Consider the following 18,819-nt stretch of genomic DNA (forward strand, 5'->3'; position numbering starts at 1 on the left):
TGTTTATCATAAAGGAATTTATTTTAAAATAATATTTATATTTTTTGTTAGTTTATGGAAAATAATAGAATTGCTGTTATAGGTATAATAATTGAAGACACCAATGCTGCGGCAAAGGTGAATGAAATTCTTCATAGCTACAGTGATTTTGTTATAGGAAGAATGGGTATACCTTACAGAGAAGAAAATATAAATATAATAAGCATAGTATTAAATGCTCCTATAGATAAAATTAATAGTTTAACAGGTAAACTTGGCATGATTGAAAATGTTTCTGCAAAAGCACTTTATGCCAGTAAAAAATAATACCTAAACAGTTTAATTATAAAATAGGAGTATATTTTATGTCTTTAAAAACTTTATTCAAATACGATTCTAAATCAAGAAATGCAAATGAGTTTATCAATGATGAGGAAATTCTAAAAACAATATCCGAAGTAGAAAATGGCAACTATAATATAAGAGAAATATTAGATAAAGCTAATGAAATGAAAGGCTTAGAGCCTAAAGAGGCATTAGCTTTACTTCTTTGCAATGACAAAGATGCTGAAAATGAGATGTTTGAAATAGCAAAGAAAATCAAATTAGAAATATATGGTAAAAGAATAGTTTTATTTGCTCCGCTTTATTTATCTAACTATTGTATAAACGGCTGTGTTTACTGTCCTTATCATGCCAAAAATGGTCATATAGCAAGAAAACAATTAACTCAAGATGAAATTAGAGCAGAAGTTACAGCATTGCAGAATATGGGACATAAAAGACTTGCTTTAGAAACTGGAGAAGACCCAGATTATGCTAGCATGGAGTATTTACTTGAATCTATAAAAACAATATACAGTATTAAACATAAAAACGGAGCCATCAGAAGAGTTAATGTAAATATTGCCGCTACTACAGTTGAAAATTATAGAAAGTTAAAAGATGCTGGAATCGGTACTTATGTGTTATTCCAAGAAACTTATCATAAACATACTTATGAGAAAGTTCACCCAAGCGGACCTAAAAGCAACTATGAATATCATACAGAGGCAATGGACAGAGCGATGGAAGGCGGTATCGATGATGTAGGTATAGGTGTATTATTCGGGCTTTATGATTATAAGTATGATTTTACTGCTATGCTCTATCATGCTAAACATTTGGAAGATACTTTTGGCTGCGGACCTCATACTATAAGTGTTCCTAGAATAAGACCTGCTGATGATGTTGATGTTAAAAGTTTTCCTAATGCCATAGTTGATAGTTTATTTAAAAAGATAGTTGCTGTTTTAAGAATTGCTGTTCCTTATACTGGTATAATAGTTTCTACAAGAGAGAGCCAAAAATCAAGAGAGGAGGCATTAGAAGTAGGAGTTTCTCAAATAAGCGGAGGTTCAAGAACTAGTGTCGGAGGATATGTTGAAGAGGAAGAAGAAAATTCAAAACAGTTTGAGATATCTGATAACCGTTCGCTTGATGATATTATTAAATGGCTTTCTGATATAGGTTATTTACCTAGCTTCTGTACTGCCTGCTATAGAGAAGGTAGAACAGGAGACAGATTTATGGCTTTTGCTAAGAGCGGACAAATAAAAAATTTCTGTCAGGCCAATGCTATAATAACATTAAAAGAATATAAAAATGATTATGCCAAAGAAGAAACTAGAAAATCTATAGATAAAGTTATGGCAAATGAAATAGAGAGAGTACCTAATGAAAAAGTAAAATCAAGATTGGTTGATGCTTTAAAAGGTATAGATGAAGGAAGAAGAGATTTTAAATTTTAATTTGTATATAATCTATTTTATATATTTAGGTATAAATTGTTGATTTAATTTTATGGGATATTTATTTCACCGAGCAGAAAAATATAACTTTTATTTGCTCGGTGTATTTTATTTGTTATATTTAGAAATAAGAATTAAATAAATTTTTTGAATATTATTAATTATAATATAAATAAAATGGAATGAAATATGAATACTACACCAAATTCAAATAGAACGCATATTGCAATATTTGGAAGAAGAAATGCAGGTAAATCTAGCATCATAAATGCAATTGCAAATCAAGACGTAGCAATAGTATCTGATACTGCAGGAACTACAACAGACCCTGTAAAAAAAGCTATAGAGATAAATGCAATAGGAGCATGTGTCATAGTTGATACTGCTGGTTTTGATGATGAGGGTGAGCTTGGAGCTTTGAGAATACATAAAACTAGAAAGATTATGGAATCTGCTGATATTGCTTTACTTGTATTTGATTCTTCTTTTATTAATAATGATTATTTGCTTGAATTAAAATGGAAAAATGAGCTTGTAAGTTTGGAAATACCTGTTATAGCCGTATTAAACAAAATAGATTTAAATGATAATTATAAAAATATAGAACAGAATATAAAAGAAATGTTCGATTTAGAAGTTGTTTCAATTAGTGCCAATAGCAGAGTTAATATTGATAATCTAATAGAATCTATAAAATCGTCAATTCCAAAAACAGAAGAAATTAGTATAACAGGGCATATAATTAAAGAAGATGATATTGTAATGCTTGTTATGCCTCAAGATATTCAGGCACCAAAGGGGCGTCTTATACTTCCGCAAGTACAGACTATAAGAGATATTTTAGACAATAAGGCTGTTATTATTGCTTCTACTTTTGATAAGTTTGAAAAAGCTATTAAAGCATTAAGTAAGCCTCCTAAAGTGATAATAACAGATTCGCAAGTTTTCAAAGAAGTAGAAAAGTTAAAACCTAAAGAAAGCCTTTTAACTTCATTTTCTGTGCTTTTTGCAAGATACAAAGGAAATGAAGAAGTATATAAAAGAGGTGCTGACTTTATAGACAATCTTACAAAAGAGAGCAAATTATTAATTGCAGAAAGCTGTACTCATGTTCCTTTGGAGGGTGATATTGGAAGAGTAAAAATACCTAATCTTTTAAAAAAGAAATTTGGTTTTGACTTTGATATAGACTATGCTGTAGGAAATGATTTTCCAGATGATTTGTCTAAATATGATTTGGTAATACATTGCGGCGGGTGTATGGGTACTAGAAAGCATATTTTAAATAGAATAAGAATATGCGAAGAGCAGAATGTTCCAATAACTAATTATGGCATGACTATAGCAAAGATTAATGGAGTGCAATATATATAAAAAAGTATTTTTTAGTATTACAAATAAAATAAATTATTAACAATATATACCTAAACAACTACATTTTGTCAATTTTTATATTTTGTAAATGTATTATCAACTTTTTTGACGTACAAAAAAGTTGCTGCCGCAGGCACGCTACGCGAAAACGCAATTGCTACAGCCTTACATTATTATAATATGTATTAAATGTGTGGTAATATCTAAAATTTGGGTTAAAAATGCAGTTTTTTTGGTTCTTTTATACCAATAAAAGAACTGGTGTGCGGGGCAAAGCCCCGCAAATATTTTAAATTAGAAAATTAAGTTTGTCAATTTTTTGTTGTTCTTTTTCCTGTATCTACACGGTGTGGACTTCGTCAAAGAACCATACGAAGTGTGCCTACTGCAGGCAAAAGTGCAAATAAAAAATAATATTAGTTGTGTTTTATATTTTAGATAATTTATTAAATTTTTTAAAATAAAACATAAATTAGTTATGAAAATAACAGCAATTTAGTAAGTATTTTTACTAAAAATTAAAAATAAAGGAATATAAACTTGATTAATATAAATAAAGCAAAAGAAATTATTAAAAAAATAGATAAAGAAGAGAGCATATCCTATGATGATGCTTTAGTGTTATTATCATCTTTTGAGTACGATAATAATATTAATAAAAAACAATTAACTCAGAAAGAAGAAGAGAGCATAAAAGAATTAAAAGAATATCTTAGAGTGAAGGCTAGGGAAAAGGCAGATAAAATATTTGGAAAGTATGTTTTTATGCGAGGGCTTATAGAGTTTACCAATTACTGCAAAAATGACTGTATATACTGCGGTATAAGAAAGAGCAATAAAAATGCTGAAAGGTATAGATTAAATAAAGAAGATATTTTATCATGCTGCGAACTTGGTTATGAAATAGGATTTAGAACTTTTGTTTTGCAAGGCGGAGAAGATCCTTATTACAATATAAGTATAATGTCTGATATAGTGGATGCTATTAAAACTAAATTCCCAGACTGTGCATTAACATTATCAATAGGGGAAAAAGAAGAAGAGTATTACAGAGTATTAAAAGAAAAAGGAGCTGACAGATTTTTATTAAGGCATGAAACTTCAGATAATACTCATTATTCAAAACTTCACCCAATAGACATGAGTTTGTATAACAGAAAAGAATGTTTAAGGAGTTTAAAAAAGTTAGGCTTTCAAACAGGTACAGGAATTATGGTAGGAAGTCCGTATCAAACTTTAGAAAATATTGCTTGTGATTTGGTATTTATGCAGGAAATAAAACCAGAGATGATAGGTATAGGACCATTTTTGCCGCATAAAGATACACCTTTTTCTAATGAGAAAAAAGGAGAGTTGGAACTTACTTTAATACTCATAAGCATACTTCGTTTAATTTTTCCTTTAGCATTAATACCCGCTACTACAGCTTTAGGCACTATAAAAGAGGGAGGACGAGAAATGGGTATACTTCATGGTTCTAATGTTGTTATGCCTAATTTATCTCCTATGGACGTTAGAAAAAAATATTTATTGTATAATGATAAAATAGCTACAGGAACTGAATCTGCTGAGGGCGTTGAAAGTTTAAAAAATAATATGAAAAATATCGGGTATATTCTTACTGGAATGAGAGGCGATTATGATATAAGCAGAGGCAAAAAATAAAATTATATATTTACATATAGTTAAATATATATTAAAATACTTATACTATAAAAATAAAGATTAGTTTATGAAAAATATATTTAATAACAGAACAGGTAATAATATAAATAATAAAAATATAATACAGACTATAGATGAGCTTTTTAGAAGAGTATCAAATTTAGTAGCAATAGCAGGTTCTATATTTGCAATATTTGTTCTTCTTATGCAGGTAAGACAGATTAATGCCAGTAATTTTTATATAGCCAATTATGATAAAATAATTAATATTATTACAGTTTGTTTTGTTTTTATACTTATAGATCAAATAAGAATAGCACCTAGGAAACTTTATATAGTAGTGCCAATTATTCAGCTTATAGGGCTTTTACTTCTTAATTTTTTCAGCAAAAAATATTATGATATATATGCAAATAGAATAATATGGACTATAGCAGGGTCAATACTTTTCTTTTTGGTTATAGTTATAAATTGGCTAAGATTATCGTATTCTAAGTTTACATTATATCAAATGATTATAGCTTCTTTTGTATTTGTTATAACATTAGGAAGCTTATTATTATATCTTCCTTTAAGTACAGTAAGCGGTAAATTATCATTCGTTGATGCTTTATTTACAGCAACAAGTGCAGTATGTGTTACAGGGCTTAGTGTTATAGATATATCCAAAGAGTTTACATTATTTGGGCAAGTTGTATTAATAATTCTTATACAAATAGGCGGACTTGGTATTATGTCTATATCGGCGATAGTGCTTTTGTTTTCGGTAAATAAAGGAAGTGTTCAGGATAGGGTTAGAACTTTAGAGATGTTTAATACTCAAAATAAAGATATTATACAATCAACAGTAAAAGTAATCTTTTTATCAACATTTTTCATAGAACTATTAGGAGCTGTTTCTTTATTTACTGTTATGGAAACTGACAGTAAATTAGGAATGCGTATATTTTCGTCTGTGTTTCACTCTGTAAGTGCTTTTTGTAATGCAGGATTTTCTCTTTATACAGATAATCTTCATCAGTATTCAGCAAATATTACAGTTAATGTTACTATTATGCTTCTTATCACTTTGGGAGGTATAGGATATCCAGTAATGCTTACAGTGTCAAGGGCTGTAATTAATAAGATAAAGGGACAAAGATACGTATTTGATGTTCAGGCTAGAATAGTTATATATACAAGTGTTATGTTGATAATAGTAGGAAGTGTTTTCATATTTTTTAATGAATATTCAAATTCTTTAAAAGATTTGCCTTTAAAAGAAAAAATATTAGTTTCATTATTTCAAAGTGTAAGTCCTAGAACAGCAGGCTTTGAAACTATAGCATATAATTCTATGAGTACTGTTACTATAGGAGTAGTAATATTTTTAATGTTTGTAGGTGCTTCTCCCAACAGTACTGGCGGAGGTGTAAAAACTACTACATTATTTGTTTTTATGTTTTCAGTAATTACAGCAATTTTTAACAGACCTTATATTGTGGTTAATGGCAGAAAAATAAAAAGTGATACTGTTAATAAATCTGTTGCTATAGTTACACTTGCTATAAGCATTTCTGTACTTGCTTCATTTATTATGTTTTATATAGAAAAATCAAAAAATATGATGCCTATACTTTTTGAGGCAGTATCAGCTATAAGTACAGTAGGGCTTTCTTTGGGTATTACTCCTACAGTTACAGTATGGAGCAAATTAATACTTATACTATTGATGTTTATAGGAAGAGTAGGGTATCTTACTTTATTTATGAGCATAGGTTCTATTAATCAGGGAAAATATGGAATAATAGATTTGCCTACAAGTGATGTAACTATTGGTTAAAATATTATGTCTAAAGTTATTGTTGTATGCGGTGCAGGAGGAAAAACTTCTTATATAAAAAAGTTATCAGAAAGTTATAAAGATAAAAGGGTAGTTATAACAACAACAGCAAAAATTTTTAAACCTAAAAAATACACAGAAACAATAGATTCACATTCTTTTGATAATGATAATATTATTGTGTTAGGCAGATATTATGATGATAAAAAACTAATGTATAGAGGAGATGATGAATTAAAAAAAGCTATTAACTTGGCGGATATTGTTTTGATAGAGGCAGACGGAGCGAAGTATTATCCTATAAAAATACCTAATGATGAAGAGCCTATTATACCAGAGTTTTTATACGGAAAAATAGAGAAAATAGTTGTGGTTATGGGGCTTCATGGTTTAGGAAGAAAATTTAGAGAGGTTTGTTTTAGATATAATTTATGCAGTGAAATAGATAGTGAAAAGATAGTAGATTTTAAAACTATTAAATATATTGCAGATAAATATTATATAAATAAACTAAAAAATAAATGCAGTAATATAAGTTTATATTTAAATGATTTTACAAAGAATAATAATATTACATATAAAAAAACAGCATTTATTATATTAGCTTCTGGCAGCAGTAAGCGTTTTAATGGTAATAAATTAATTCATAAGTTTAAAAATCTAAATAATAAAACATTATTTGAAAACACCATTAATAAAATATCATATGTAAGAAAATTATTTAAAGAAGATGAAAAGCTAAAAAATATAGAAACTTCTGTAATAGCAGTAAGTATATATGATGAGATAATAAATAAAACATTTGAAAATAAAGATTATATTTCAGTATATAATGATAATCATAATGAAGGTATAAGCTCTTCTATAAAACTTGGTATTAATGAGGCTTTAAAAATAAATTCTGACTCTTTTGCTTTTTTTGTATGCGATATGCATGTTTTAGAAAGTAATGATATTTTTAATATGCTTAAATATTTTTATTATAGTCATAAAAATATAGGAGCTATGTTTACAGGAGATAGACCTTCTAATCCTGCGGTATTTTCATCAAGATATATTGATGAAATTTTAAGTTTAGAGTATGACAGCGGAGCATTAAAGATTATTAAAAAAAATATAGATGACTGTTTTTTTTATACAATAGATGAAAATAAATTAAAAGATATAGATACAAGAGAAGATTTAAAATGATGATATTAAAATGTTTATTAACTTTAATAATTCATTTTTTTATATGTATTTATGTTTTTTATAACGGATTTTATATTTATTTAATATAATTTTTGTTTTCAATATATTGACTTTAATGTTTTTCATGTTATTATACCTAGTAATAAATTGATCGGGATTAAAAAATGTATTTATTAGAAAATGTTTATATGTCTATTTATTTCTATAATAATTTTTATTTTCCCGAGACAATCTCTCTATAATAAGCCGTGCGTTTATTCTAATTTATTCTAAATAACAATATTATTATATTACACTTATCTTTTAAGGAAGCTTTATGAGTTATAATGTTAATAAAAGTATATTTTTAGGTGATTTGCCTATAGGAAAATCTTTTTTCTTTAGAATAGAAAATTCTCTTTTGATATCTAATAAAGATGATATTATAGAAATCGTTTCATTTTCTGATAATTTGGAAAGTGATTTAAAATCGTACTGTGTATTTAAAGGAGAAACATTTCTTGATAAAATAAAAAATAAAGAATTGTATAGTTATTATATTAAGAAAAAATCTAGTACTAATTTTCCTAAATTTGACACTGATAAATCAGAATTAAGAAGTTACCCAGAATCAAATATAGGTCTTGCTCCAAGAAACAGTGTTGCTGAAAATGGTTCACCTGATTATGGTTTTGATTTGGATTATAAAGAAGATATATGGAATAATAATATAACAAAGCTTTACGAAGATACAAAAAAGAGTCAGTGGAATAGTTCTTCAGATATAGAATGGAAAGAAATACCTAATTATGATAAGGATATGGAATTTGCTATAGCACAAATTATGACATATTTAACAGAGAATGAATTTTCTGCTTTATATGTTCCTAGTAAATTCATATCAAAAATAAGTCCTTATTTTTATGAAGTACCTTTATTTTTGTCATCACTTATGAATGATGAAGCGAGGCATATAGATGCTTTTATTAGAAGAGCTAATATAAATGGTATGGGGGTTCAATATTCTTCAATAATAACTCAAAATTCCTTATATACATTGTATAAAGAAAATAATTATTTAAAATCTAGTTTTTTGCTTCATATAATGGGTGAAGGTACTTTTGTAGATTTATTAAGTTTTTTAGAAAAATATACACAAGATGAGGCAACTAAAAAACTTTTAAGATTAGTTAGAATAGATGAATTAAGACATGTAGCTTATGGCATGAATCATATAAAACAAGTTTTAAAATACAATCCTAAAAAAGTTAATATTTTAAAAGAAGCAGTTTTTAAAAGAAAAGAATATTTAGATGAGTTAAACGGAGAATCTACTTTACTTATAGAGTCTATGGCATTTTTAGCAGGTGGGGGTACATCATATAGTCAATATAAAACAGGTATGGATTTAGTCGGAGAGCTTAAAGAAAAAATGCATATTAATAGAGTTCAAAGGCTTGTTGATATAGGGATAGATGAAGATTTGGCTGTTGATATATCTAAGAAACATACCCCTAATTTCATGTGATTATCAATATTATTTTTATATAAATTACAAATATTTAAAAAAGGAGAATTAGAAAATGAGTAAAATTTTTGATGATGCAATTGAATTTGCAAAAAAATATGTTGCACCTTATACGGAAGATGTAGACAAAAATGCAAGATTTCCAAAAGAAGCTTATAATGAGCTTAGAAAACAAGGTTATATGGGGCTAGTCGTTCCTAAAGAATATGGTGGAATGGGAGGTGGAGCCAGAGAACATGCAGAAGTTGTTCATGCTTTAGCTAATTATTGTGCTACTACAGCTTTGTGTTATATGATGCATAATGTTGCAACTTTATCTATAGTGTTTTTTGGAAGTGATGAGCAAAAAAAAGAGTTTTTACCAAAAATAGCTAAAGGTGAAATAGCACTTGCTTTGGCTTATAGTGAAAGCGGAAGCGGTACGCATTTTGGAAGTCCTGATATGACAGAAACTAAATCAGGCGATAAAATCATACTTAAAGGAAGAAAAAGTTTTGTAACTAGTGCTTTATTTGCTGATTATTATTTAACTCTCACAAACTCCTGTGAAAATAAAGGTACTTTAAATAACTGGTTAGTTAATCACAAATTAAATGGAATGGTTCATGAGGAAAATAAATGGGATGGTTTAGGTATGAGAGGAAATGCTTCTATGCCTGTTTGTTATAATGATGTAGAACTTGATACATTCTACAGAGTTGGAAAAGAAGGGGACGGCGGAAATCAAGCTATGAGTATTACTGCATATTTTGTATTTGGTCTTGGTGCTGTTTATAGCGGACTTGCTAGGAATGCTTATAATTGTATATTGGATTATACAAAGAATAGAAAATATACTGATGGAAAATCTTTATCTGATATAGAAATGGTTAGAGTTAATTTAGCTGAAATATATACTAGAATGCAGTCAGCTGTTGACTTTACATTTGCTGCTGCTAATGCAGTTGAAAATAAAGAAGCTGATGCTACTTTAAAAGTATTTGGATGCCGAATTAATTCTATTGAGGCTGCTGCTTACTGCTGTCAAAAAGCTATGAAATTAGGCGGCGGAAATGCCTATGCTAAAAGACTTCCTCTAGAAAGATATATGAGAGATGCTTTGGCTGCTCCTGTTATGGCACCTGGTATTGATGTATTAAAAACTTGGCTAGGTGATGCTATAGTATTATAAAATAAAATTAAGAAAATATTATTTGTATTTAAGGAGATAAAATGAAAACATTATTACTTGGTGCTGTTGCTTATGATCCTAAGGTTGTAGGAGTATGGGATATAATAAGAGATTATAGTAATGAATACGGATTAAAACTTGATTATGTTTTATTTTCAAATTATGAGAGACAAGTTGATTCTTTATTAAAAGGTCATATAGATATAGCTTGGAATACAAATGTAGCTTGGATTCAAACTTTATATGCTACTAATGATAAAGCCAGAGCTTTAGCTATGAGAGATACAGATACTAATTTTACAAGTAAATTTATTGTGAAAAAAGACAGTACAATAAAAAAATTGGAAGATTTAAAAGGTAAAAAATTCGGAGTTGGAAGTTATGACTCTTCTCAGGCAGCTATATTACCTATACAATATATAAAAGAAGCTGGTTTGCAAATAAAAGAAATAGATCTTAATGCTGATACAGATCCGAATTGTGTTAATATAGTACGATACAATACAGATTTGGGAAAACATGGCGATACAGGTAAAAGTGAATGGCATGTATTAGATGATATAAAAAGCGGAGCATTAGATGCTGGAAGTATAGGTTCTACTACTTGGATACGTATACTTGAAGAAGGATTATATCCAGATGGAGAACTAATATCTTTTTATACTGGTCCTGAATTTTGTCATTGTAATTTCTCAGTTATGCCTGATTTTGATAAAGAGGCAGGAGATGCATTTGTTAAAATGCTTACTTCCCAAAGCAAAGATGATCCTATAATTAAAAAGATGATGTCTATGGAAGGATTAAATAAATGGATTGCTGTAGGTGAAAAAGAGCTTAGAGGATATGATTCTTTATATAAAGCTATGAGAGAACAAAATTATTTTGGCAATAAATAAAAATAAATATTTATCATAATGTTATCTGGGGCTTTATATTTTCATATAAAGTCCTTTTTGTTTGTTATTTTATATTAAAATAAAAAGCATAAGTATTAAATTAATAATAACTTATGCTTTATTTTTATTATGATTATATCTTTATAATTTTATTTTTTAGCTTCTTCTTTAGGAAGAACAACATTAAGTATAATAGCAACACAAGTAGCTATAACAACAGGGCTGCTTCCAAATACAGTTTTAGCCCAAGCAGGGAAAGTATCTAAAGCACCGCCAACTTGAACAGTACCCATACCTAAAGCAACAGCAAGACCAACTATTAAAGTATTTCTAGGTCCCATATTTTCAGTGAATACCAATTTTATACCAGTCATAGCAATAGAAGCAAATACCATAATAGTAGCCCCTCCAAGCACACATGAAGGTATAGTAGTAAGTAAAGCAGAAAATTTAGGGAATAATCCTGCAACTAATATGATAATAGCAGCAATTAAAAATACTATTCTATTGATAACTTTAGTAGTAGCAACTATACCAACGTTCTGACTGTAAGTAGCAGTAGGCAGACATCCGAACATAGAAGATAATATATTAGTAAGACCGTAAGCTGTGATGCCGCATTTTAATTCTTTATCGCTAGGCATTCTTCCCATACCTCCTGAAGTAGTAGCTGAGAAATCTCCTATAGCCTGAACAGAGTTTACAGCAAATAAAAGAGCTATAGCAATACAAGCAGAAGGATCAAACTCTATACCGAAAGGAAGTAGTTTCGGAGCTTGGAAAATACCGGCATTAGCAACACTAGTAAAATTAATCATTCCAAAGAAAAAAGCAGCTATATATCCTACTATTAATCCCATAAGTATAGAAGCTAGTTTTAAAAACCCTTTAGTAAACTGATTGAATATAATAACAGCAATAAGAGTGATAAAAGCAACAGCCCAATACTGCCAAGAACCAAAAGGAACAACCTCTCCATTTATACTATATAATGTGCTTCCTCCAGCCATATATCTTACAGCAGTAGGATATAAAGAAAGACCAACGGTAAATACAACAGTACCAGCTATTAGAGGAGGAAATAACTTTCTTATTTTTTCAACAGCAAACCCGAATATAATGGCTACTATACCGCCTATTACCTGAGCACCAAATATAATAGCAAGGCCTTGAGCTCCAAGACCTGTACCTTCAGGACCTCTTGCTATAGACTGCATAGTAGATACATATGCAAAACTAACACCAATAATCATTGGAAGTCTTGCCCCTATATGATAATTTTTAGTGATAGGTATTGGGAAAACCATTATTATTGTAGAAATAGCAGCAAATACTAAAGATGACTGAACTAAGAGTATTTGTTCCGGACTTCCGCTTTTAAGACCTGCTGCAGATGATACTATAAGTGCAGGTGTTACACAGCCTACAATCATAGCAACTACATGCTGAATAGCTAGCGGAAAAGCCTGCGACATCTTTGGAACGGCTTCGTATTCAAACAAAGCGTTTTGAGTTTTTTCATTTGTACTCATATTTCTTCTCCATTCATTAAATTGTTTTATTTAAATTAATAAACTATTTTGTACAGATATGCTCTATAAAATATTTTATTAAATTTAAAGCACATTTTTTCCTATACAGAGTGGTTGACCTTGCACTGTCTCTAGGTTTCATAATATTAGAATATGCTTCCTGTATAAGATTAATGCTGTTTTGCCATTCAAGAGTATTTGAAGTTATAAATTTTTCTTCTATAGCTTCATCTCTTGTTATAGTAGTTCCTAATGTACAGAAACTTATTTTAAATCTGTATTTATTATTTTCTTTAAGAGCTAAAGCACATATTGCTAGTTTTGATAATGCATTAGCTTTTCTAGTACCTATTTTTTTGTAGAAAGAATATTTATAATCTTTTTTTGGTATTATTATATGGGTGAGTATTTCATCATCTTTAATAGTAGTTTTTCCTATTCCGGTAATAAAATCTTTAATTTTTATATCCCTCTCTGAACCTTTAGTTTTTAATCTTAAAATACTGTCCATTGCATACAATGCTGGAAGGCTGTCAGCTGAAGGCGAAGCATTGCAGATATTTCCGCCGATAGTGGCTATATTTCTAATAGGAGGACCTGCTATACCGGATGCACTTTCTTTTAATACTTGAGGAATTAAAGGAGATTTAATAATTTCATCAAAAGTGGTTAATGCTCCTATGATTATATTATTTTCATCTTCTTTTATACCTTTTAATTCATCTAAATAATTTATAAATAATACAGGTCTGTCAAATTTAGCTATTAAATTACTTCCTCTCAAATGCTCAACCATCAAATCAGTACCGCCTGCAAATATTATAGGATTATATTTAGCTTTTAATTCTAAAGCTTCATTTATATTTTTTGCTTTTAAAGTTTTCTCTACTGCCATAGGTTTTTACCCTCCTTAGAAGCTATATCAGAAGCTCTTAATACAGCATTAACTATATGGTCATACCCAGTGCATCTGCATAGATTACCTGATAAACCTTTTCTTATATCATCTTCAGTAGGTTTTCCTTTAGTACTGCTTAATACTGCCTCAGAAGACATCACCATACCCGGCGTACAAAAACCGCATTGCACAGCACCCTCATCTAAAAAAGCCTGAACTACAATTTTTCCTTTTTCTGTTTTTGTATACCCTTCTATAGTAATTATTTCTTTGCCTTCACATAATGCTATAGGTATAAGACAAGAGTTCACTACTTTTTTATCTAAAAATACGGCACAAGCACCGCATTCTCCTTCTCCGCATCCTTCTTTAGTACCAGTGAGTTTTAATTCATCGCGTAAGAAATCTATTAACCTAGTTAAAGGATTTAGTTCTGTAGTAATTTTTTCCCCATTAACGGTAAAGTTTATAGCCATTATAATACCTCCGCAATATTTTCAGGCAGTATAGGAATACTTGTGAAATGATAATTCAAAGCATTTTCCATAGCTGAAGCATAAGCACTAGCAGCTCCGTCAAATGTTATCTCTCCGACACCCTTAGCACCTAAAGGTCCGTATTCATAAGGCTCACACATAATGCAGGTCTTTATTTCCGGCAAATCCAAAGAAGTAGGTATCATGTAATCAGACATTTTTACCTGAAGGAATCTTCCATTTTTATTTACTATTTTCTCCAAAGCTCCCCAGCCCAATGCTTGAGCAACTCCGCCCTTAATTTGTCCTTCAACTATTTTTTCATCTATAGGATATCCGCAGTCAAATACAGCCCAAACGCCTACAATTTTTACTTCTAATGTAACCTTGTCAATTTCAACTTCCACAACATTAATTCCAAGTCCGTAGCTAGGATAGGCATCTCCTCTTAAAGCAGAAGTATCCCAATCTATTAAATGTGTAGGGTGTTTATAGTCTTCTATTATTTCTATTTCTTCAGATTCATTCCATCTTTGTTTTAACTTTTTAGAAGCCTCTTGTATTAGATATCCCACTATCATAACAGATCGTGAAGCTACAGTTGGACCAGTATTTGGAACAATTTCTGTATCGTATTCGGCTATTTCAATATTTTCTAATGGAATGCCCAAATTGTATGCAGCTATTTTTTTGAATGTGGTATGAAGTCCTTGTCCTATTTCTGTATTTGAAGTGAGTATAATTACTTTATTTCCTTTTTTTCTTAATTTTAATTTAGCTTTTATTATATCTCTTTCGCCGCTTCCAGTAAATGCACATCCATGAAGAAAGCATGATATTCCTATTCCTTTATACATAGTGTTTTTGTATTCTTTTGCTTTTCTTTCATAGTCTGATTCTTTTAAAGCCCATTCAAGCATTTGAGGAAGTATTATATTATCATGAAACATACCGCCTGTTATTGTAGGATCATTTTTTTTGACAAAATATTTTCTTTTTAACTCTATAGGATCAACGCCTATTTTTTGTGCTATATTATCCATAGTTCTCTCTATAGCAAATATAGCCTGAGGTCCGCCGAATCCTCTGAATGCACAGCTAGGCACATTATTAGTAGCATATAATCTTCCTAAAACTCTTACATTAGGAAAATTATATACATTAGCCGCAGTGTATGTACATCTTTGCATAATAACTCTTGAGCTAGCTTCATAAGCACCTGCATCCATATCGGATACTATATCAATAGCAATGATATTATTATTTTCATCAAGAGCTGCTTTTGTTGTTATTTGTGCGGGCTGTCTTTTTACACTGTAAGCCATATCAAATTGTCTGTCTAATATGAGTTTTACAGTTTTTTTTACTTTATATGCGGCAACAGCAACTGCAGCAGCCAATATATCAGGGTAATGCTCTTTTCCTCCAAATCCTCCGCCTATAGGTGGAGCTATTATTCTTAACTCATCATCTTCAACCCCAAGTACTGGAGCGGCTGCTTTACGTACATAATACGGGCATTGAGTAGAAGAGTAAATTAATACTTTTCCATTTTCCCATATACCAACGGCACCATTAACTTCCATATACAAATGTTCCTGATATGGAGTATAATATGTTTCTTCTATAATGGTTTTTGCTTTTTTGAATGCATTATCCACATCGCCATATCCAGCTTTAAATGATACAAATATATTATCATCTCCTACTATAGCACCGCCCAATAATTTTTTGGAATCATCTATAGTAAGAGATGCCTCTAAATCTTCGTACTCTATTACAATTTTTTCTGCTATATCATAAACTATATTTTTATCAGGCCCAACTACAAGAAGTATAGTCTCTCCGATATATCTTACAGTATCTTCAGCAAAAGGCGGCCAGTCGGATACAACCATAGCAGTCATATTTTTACCCGGAACATCTCTGTAATCAACAGTAAAATATCCGTCTGGAAGTTCTGGGATATTTATTTTTAATATTTTAGCTCTTGCTTTTGTAGAATATACTATTTTTGCATGAAGTATATCTTTGCCGAAATCTATATCATTTAAATACTTTGTTTTTCCTGTTATCTTATCTAAAGCATCTACTCTTGGTACAGAGTTTCTTAATTCTTTAATAAAAGTTTCCATTTTTTATATATCCTTTTATATACTTTAAACCTAAAAATCAATTAAGCATTATAATCTTCCGGCTTATTACTTATTTTATCATAATAAAATATAAAATTTGATAGTATATATATAATGCATGCTGCATACACAGTATTATAAAATATAAATTCTATAAATATATTCAAACTAGATACTGCATTTTGATGATTAGCAAGTCTAAGACCTAAAGCAAATGTTATTCCCATTACTATTATATTGCATTTGTTGAAAGCAGCTTTTGCTATTATTTTTATACCGTTAATTAATATCGTATCAAATAGGGTAATTATAGAACCTCTAGTTATAGGTGAAAATACAGCCCCCAATTTAGTGAAGAAACGGCATAGCATTAATACAAAAGCACCAGTTGCTATACAAAACTTATTAATAACTTTTATCATAGATACTATTACAGCATTTGGTATGAAGGCAGTATTTTTAAGACAGTTAAAAAATACTGCTGTAGTAGAACCTAATGCATATTCTGTTATAGTTTCTGAAGTTTCTTTTTCTGCCGCCTTTATATCAAATCCTGATATAGTAATTTCAGAAGTATTTACTATACTCCATAAACCATAAGTTATGTAGATTAATATAGCATAAAAAGAAAATTCTAATTTTAAATTCATAGGTATAGGAAGTATAAACCATAACGTATCTGCTATAGCCTGAGTATTTACTATTTCCAAAAATGCGGAAGCTATATAGCCGATTATAAGAGCTGTCAATATGGCTGAGTTTTTAATAATTCCTTTTACAAATTTTTGAAGTATAATAGTGATAAATAAAGATAATAATCCAAGAGCTAAACTTTTAGTAGAACCTACGGCAAAGTAATCAATACCTAAATCAAGTAAGATAACGCAAATAGTTACAAGAGTACAGCTAATAACAAAAGCCATTAAAAATTTGTGCATATATTTTTTGTATAAAAAAAACATAATGACTTCAGTTAAACTTCCAACCATAGCTCCTCCTAATATCATTTTATTTCTCCAATAGAAGCAGCAGTTTTTGCAGTAGGAATAAAATCAAAATAAGTACCCATAACTATAGGTAAGTTAGCTCTGATTTTCCTGCTTTTACCAAGTTTAATATGGCAGAACTGTATAAATGTTATAAATACAGATACAAACATTGCATATTGTACTATTATAACAGTATCAGCCCATGATAAAGCAGATGCTCCTGCAATGATTAATATAGAAGCTAGGTTAGAAGTAAATATTGCCATTACATACTGCATACCTGAAGCTACATTAGGACGACCTTCAAGCTGATATACCAAATCTGTATTAGATTTGTTTGTTTTATTAATATCCATAAAGATACGATCCTCCTTAAAATATTTTTATTATATTACTATAATTAATATATTCTAAGTTTTTTATTTATAAAAAATATTATTTAGTTATTCTAGTTCCTGTTTTGCCGTTTATAGCATCTTTAGCTTTTTCAAGTAATGTAATCATAGCTTCTTTTCCAGTAGCTTCTGCAAACTGCATACAAGCCTGAACTTTAGGAAGCATAGAACCAGGTGCAAACTGACCTTCATCGCAGTACTTTTTAGCTTCTTCTACAGTCATAGAATCAAGCCATTTAACATCAGGTTTACCAAAATTAATAGCAGCTTTTTCAACAGCAGTTAATATTATAAGCATATCGGCATTAAGTTCTTTAGCAAGCACTGAAGCAGCAAAATCTTTATCTATAACAGCAGCCATACCTTTTAAATGATTGCCTTTTCTTACTACAGGTATTCCTCCTCCTCCGCAGCATATAACTAATGCTTTTTCATTGAGCATAGCCTTTATAGCTGTACTTTCAGCAATTGCAACTGGTTTTGGAGAAGCAACAACTCTTCTGTATCCTCTTCCTGCATCTTCTTTTACTATCCAGCCCAATTCTTTTGATTTAGCCTCTCCTTCTTCTTTAGTCATAAACTGACCTATAGGTTTAGTAGGGTTTTGAAAAGCAGGGTCTTTTTCATCAACTACTACTTGTGTAATTAATGTAGCTATAGGAGGAACCTCTAAATTTCTATTAGAGAACTCTTCCATAATAGCATTCTGCAAATCATAACCAATATAAGCCTGACTCATAGCAACACATACTGATAAAGGTATATCATTACCTGTTTTATGATTAGTAGTATATTCATTCATAGCATTGTTAATGAATCCAACTTGAGGTCCGTTTCCATGTGCCACAATTACCTCGCATCCATTTTCAACCAAATCTACTATATTTTTAGCAGTTATTTTAACAGCTTCCATTTGCTCTGCTAAAGTATCTCCCAAAGCATTACCGCCCAAAGCAATAACAATTCTTTTTTTATTTTCCATTTTTATATCCTAAAATC

General features: G+C 29.8%; 16 protein-coding genes. 9 read left to right on the forward strand and 7 right to left on the reverse strand.

Annotated elements, in window-relative coordinates; genetic code table 11:
• The first annotated feature begins 54 nt into the window (after window positions 1-54).
• The 9 genes from BMUR_RS13195 to BMUR_RS13235 all read left to right on the forward strand — a co-directional run bounded on the left by BMUR_RS13195 (window position 55) and on the right by BMUR_RS13235 (window position 11,395).
• The gene (locus BMUR_RS13195; protein ID WP_008727843.1) at window positions 55-306 is read left to right on the forward strand and encodes a TM1266 family iron-only hydrogenase system putative regulator; all 252 of its coding nucleotides are present in this window, start codon (window positions 55-57) and stop codon (window positions 304-306) included.
• 38 nt (window positions 307-344) lie between these two features.
• On the forward strand, window positions 345-1,769 hold the full coding sequence (gene hydG, locus BMUR_RS13200; RefSeq protein WP_013115042.1) for a [FeFe] hydrogenase H-cluster radical SAM maturase HydG: 1,425 nt from the start codon (window positions 345-347) through the stop codon (window positions 1,767-1,769).
• A 189-nt stretch (window positions 1,770-1,958) separates the two neighbouring features.
• A complete protein-coding gene (gene hydF, locus BMUR_RS13205) occupies window positions 1,959-3,143 on the forward strand; it encodes a [FeFe] hydrogenase H-cluster maturation GTPase HydF (RefSeq protein WP_013115043.1) in 1,185 nt (394 codons plus the stop codon).
• 540 nt (window positions 3,144-3,683) lie between these two features.
• Window positions 3,684-4,808 (forward strand): [FeFe] hydrogenase H-cluster radical SAM maturase HydE, encoded by a 1,125-nt coding sequence (hydE, locus tag BMUR_RS13210; protein WP_013115044.1) that lies wholly within the window; start codon window positions 3,684-3,686, stop codon window positions 4,806-4,808.
• A gap of 67 nt (window positions 4,809-4,875) precedes the next feature.
• The gene (locus tag BMUR_RS13215) at window positions 4,876-6,630 is read left to right on the forward strand and encodes a TrkH family potassium uptake protein (RefSeq protein WP_013115045.1); all 1,755 of its coding nucleotides are present in this window, start codon (window positions 4,876-4,878) and stop codon (window positions 6,628-6,630) included.
• Window positions 6,631-6,636: 6 nt separating this feature from the next.
• Entirely contained in the window at window positions 6,637-7,821 is a 1,185-nt protein-coding gene (yqeC, locus tag BMUR_RS13220; RefSeq protein WP_013115046.1) for a selenium cofactor biosynthesis protein YqeC, read from the forward strand.
• A gap of 316 nt (window positions 7,822-8,137) precedes the next feature.
• Window positions 8,138-9,328: a ferritin-like domain-containing protein gene (locus BMUR_RS13225; protein WP_013115047.1), complete on the forward strand. Its 1,191-nt coding sequence runs from the start codon at window positions 8,138-8,140 to the stop codon at window positions 9,326-9,328.
• Between the two features lie 55 nt (window positions 9,329-9,383).
• Entirely contained in the window at window positions 9,384-10,499 is a 1,116-nt protein-coding gene (locus BMUR_RS13230) for an acyl-CoA dehydrogenase family protein (RefSeq protein ID WP_013115048.1), read from the forward strand.
• A gap of 41 nt (window positions 10,500-10,540) precedes the next feature.
• Window positions 10,541-11,395 (forward strand): phosphate/phosphite/phosphonate ABC transporter substrate-binding protein, encoded by an 855-nt coding sequence (locus BMUR_RS13235; RefSeq protein ID WP_013115049.1) that lies wholly within the window; start codon window positions 10,541-10,543, stop codon window positions 11,393-11,395.
• Between the two features lie 149 nt (window positions 11,396-11,544).
• Here BMUR_RS13235 and BMUR_RS13240 read toward each other — a convergent pair whose 3' ends face one another.
• From BMUR_RS13240 to arcC, 7 genes are all read right to left on the reverse strand, one after another.
• On the reverse strand, window positions 11,545-12,927 hold the full coding sequence (locus tag BMUR_RS13240) for a uracil-xanthine permease family protein (RefSeq protein WP_013115050.1): 1,383 nt from the start codon (window positions 12,925-12,927) through the stop codon (window positions 11,545-11,547).
• A 43-nt stretch (window positions 12,928-12,970) separates the two neighbouring features.
• Window positions 12,971-13,822: an FAD binding domain-containing protein gene (locus BMUR_RS13245; protein ID WP_013115051.1), complete on the reverse strand. Its 852-nt coding sequence runs from the start codon at window positions 13,820-13,822 to the stop codon at window positions 12,971-12,973.
• On the reverse strand, window positions 13,813-14,301 hold the full coding sequence (locus tag BMUR_RS13250) for a (2Fe-2S)-binding protein (RefSeq protein ID WP_013115052.1): 489 nt from the start codon (window positions 14,299-14,301) through the stop codon (window positions 13,813-13,815). The genes BMUR_RS13245 and BMUR_RS13250 overlap by 10 nt, the downstream gene beginning before the upstream one ends.
• Window positions 14,301-16,436, reverse strand: a complete 2,136-nt coding sequence (locus BMUR_RS13255; RefSeq protein ID WP_013115053.1) for a xanthine dehydrogenase family protein molybdopterin-binding subunit — start codon at window positions 16,434-16,436, stop codon at window positions 14,301-14,303. The genes BMUR_RS13250 and BMUR_RS13255 overlap by 1 nt, the downstream gene beginning before the upstream one ends.
• Before the next feature lie 41 nt (window positions 16,437-16,477).
• On the reverse strand, window positions 16,478-17,443 hold the full coding sequence (locus BMUR_RS13260) for a solute carrier family 23 protein (RefSeq protein WP_222832564.1): 966 nt from the start codon (window positions 17,441-17,443) through the stop codon (window positions 16,478-16,480).
• Window positions 17,440-17,781 (reverse strand): hypothetical protein, encoded by a 342-nt coding sequence (locus BMUR_RS14835; RefSeq protein WP_219817437.1) that lies wholly within the window; start codon window positions 17,779-17,781, stop codon window positions 17,440-17,442. Before BMUR_RS14835 ends, BMUR_RS13260 begins: the two co-directional genes overlap by 4 nt.
• Window positions 17,782-17,860: 79 nt before the next feature.
• On the reverse strand, window positions 17,861-18,802 hold the full coding sequence (gene arcC / locus BMUR_RS13265) for a carbamate kinase (protein WP_013115054.1): 942 nt from the start codon (window positions 18,800-18,802) through the stop codon (window positions 17,861-17,863).
• Between the last annotated feature and the right edge of the window lie 17 nt (window positions 18,803-18,819).

This window comes from Brachyspira murdochii DSM 12563, assembly GCF_000092845.1.
Lineage (GTDB): Bacteria > Spirochaetota > Brachyspiria > Brachyspirales > Brachyspiraceae > Brachyspira > Brachyspira murdochii.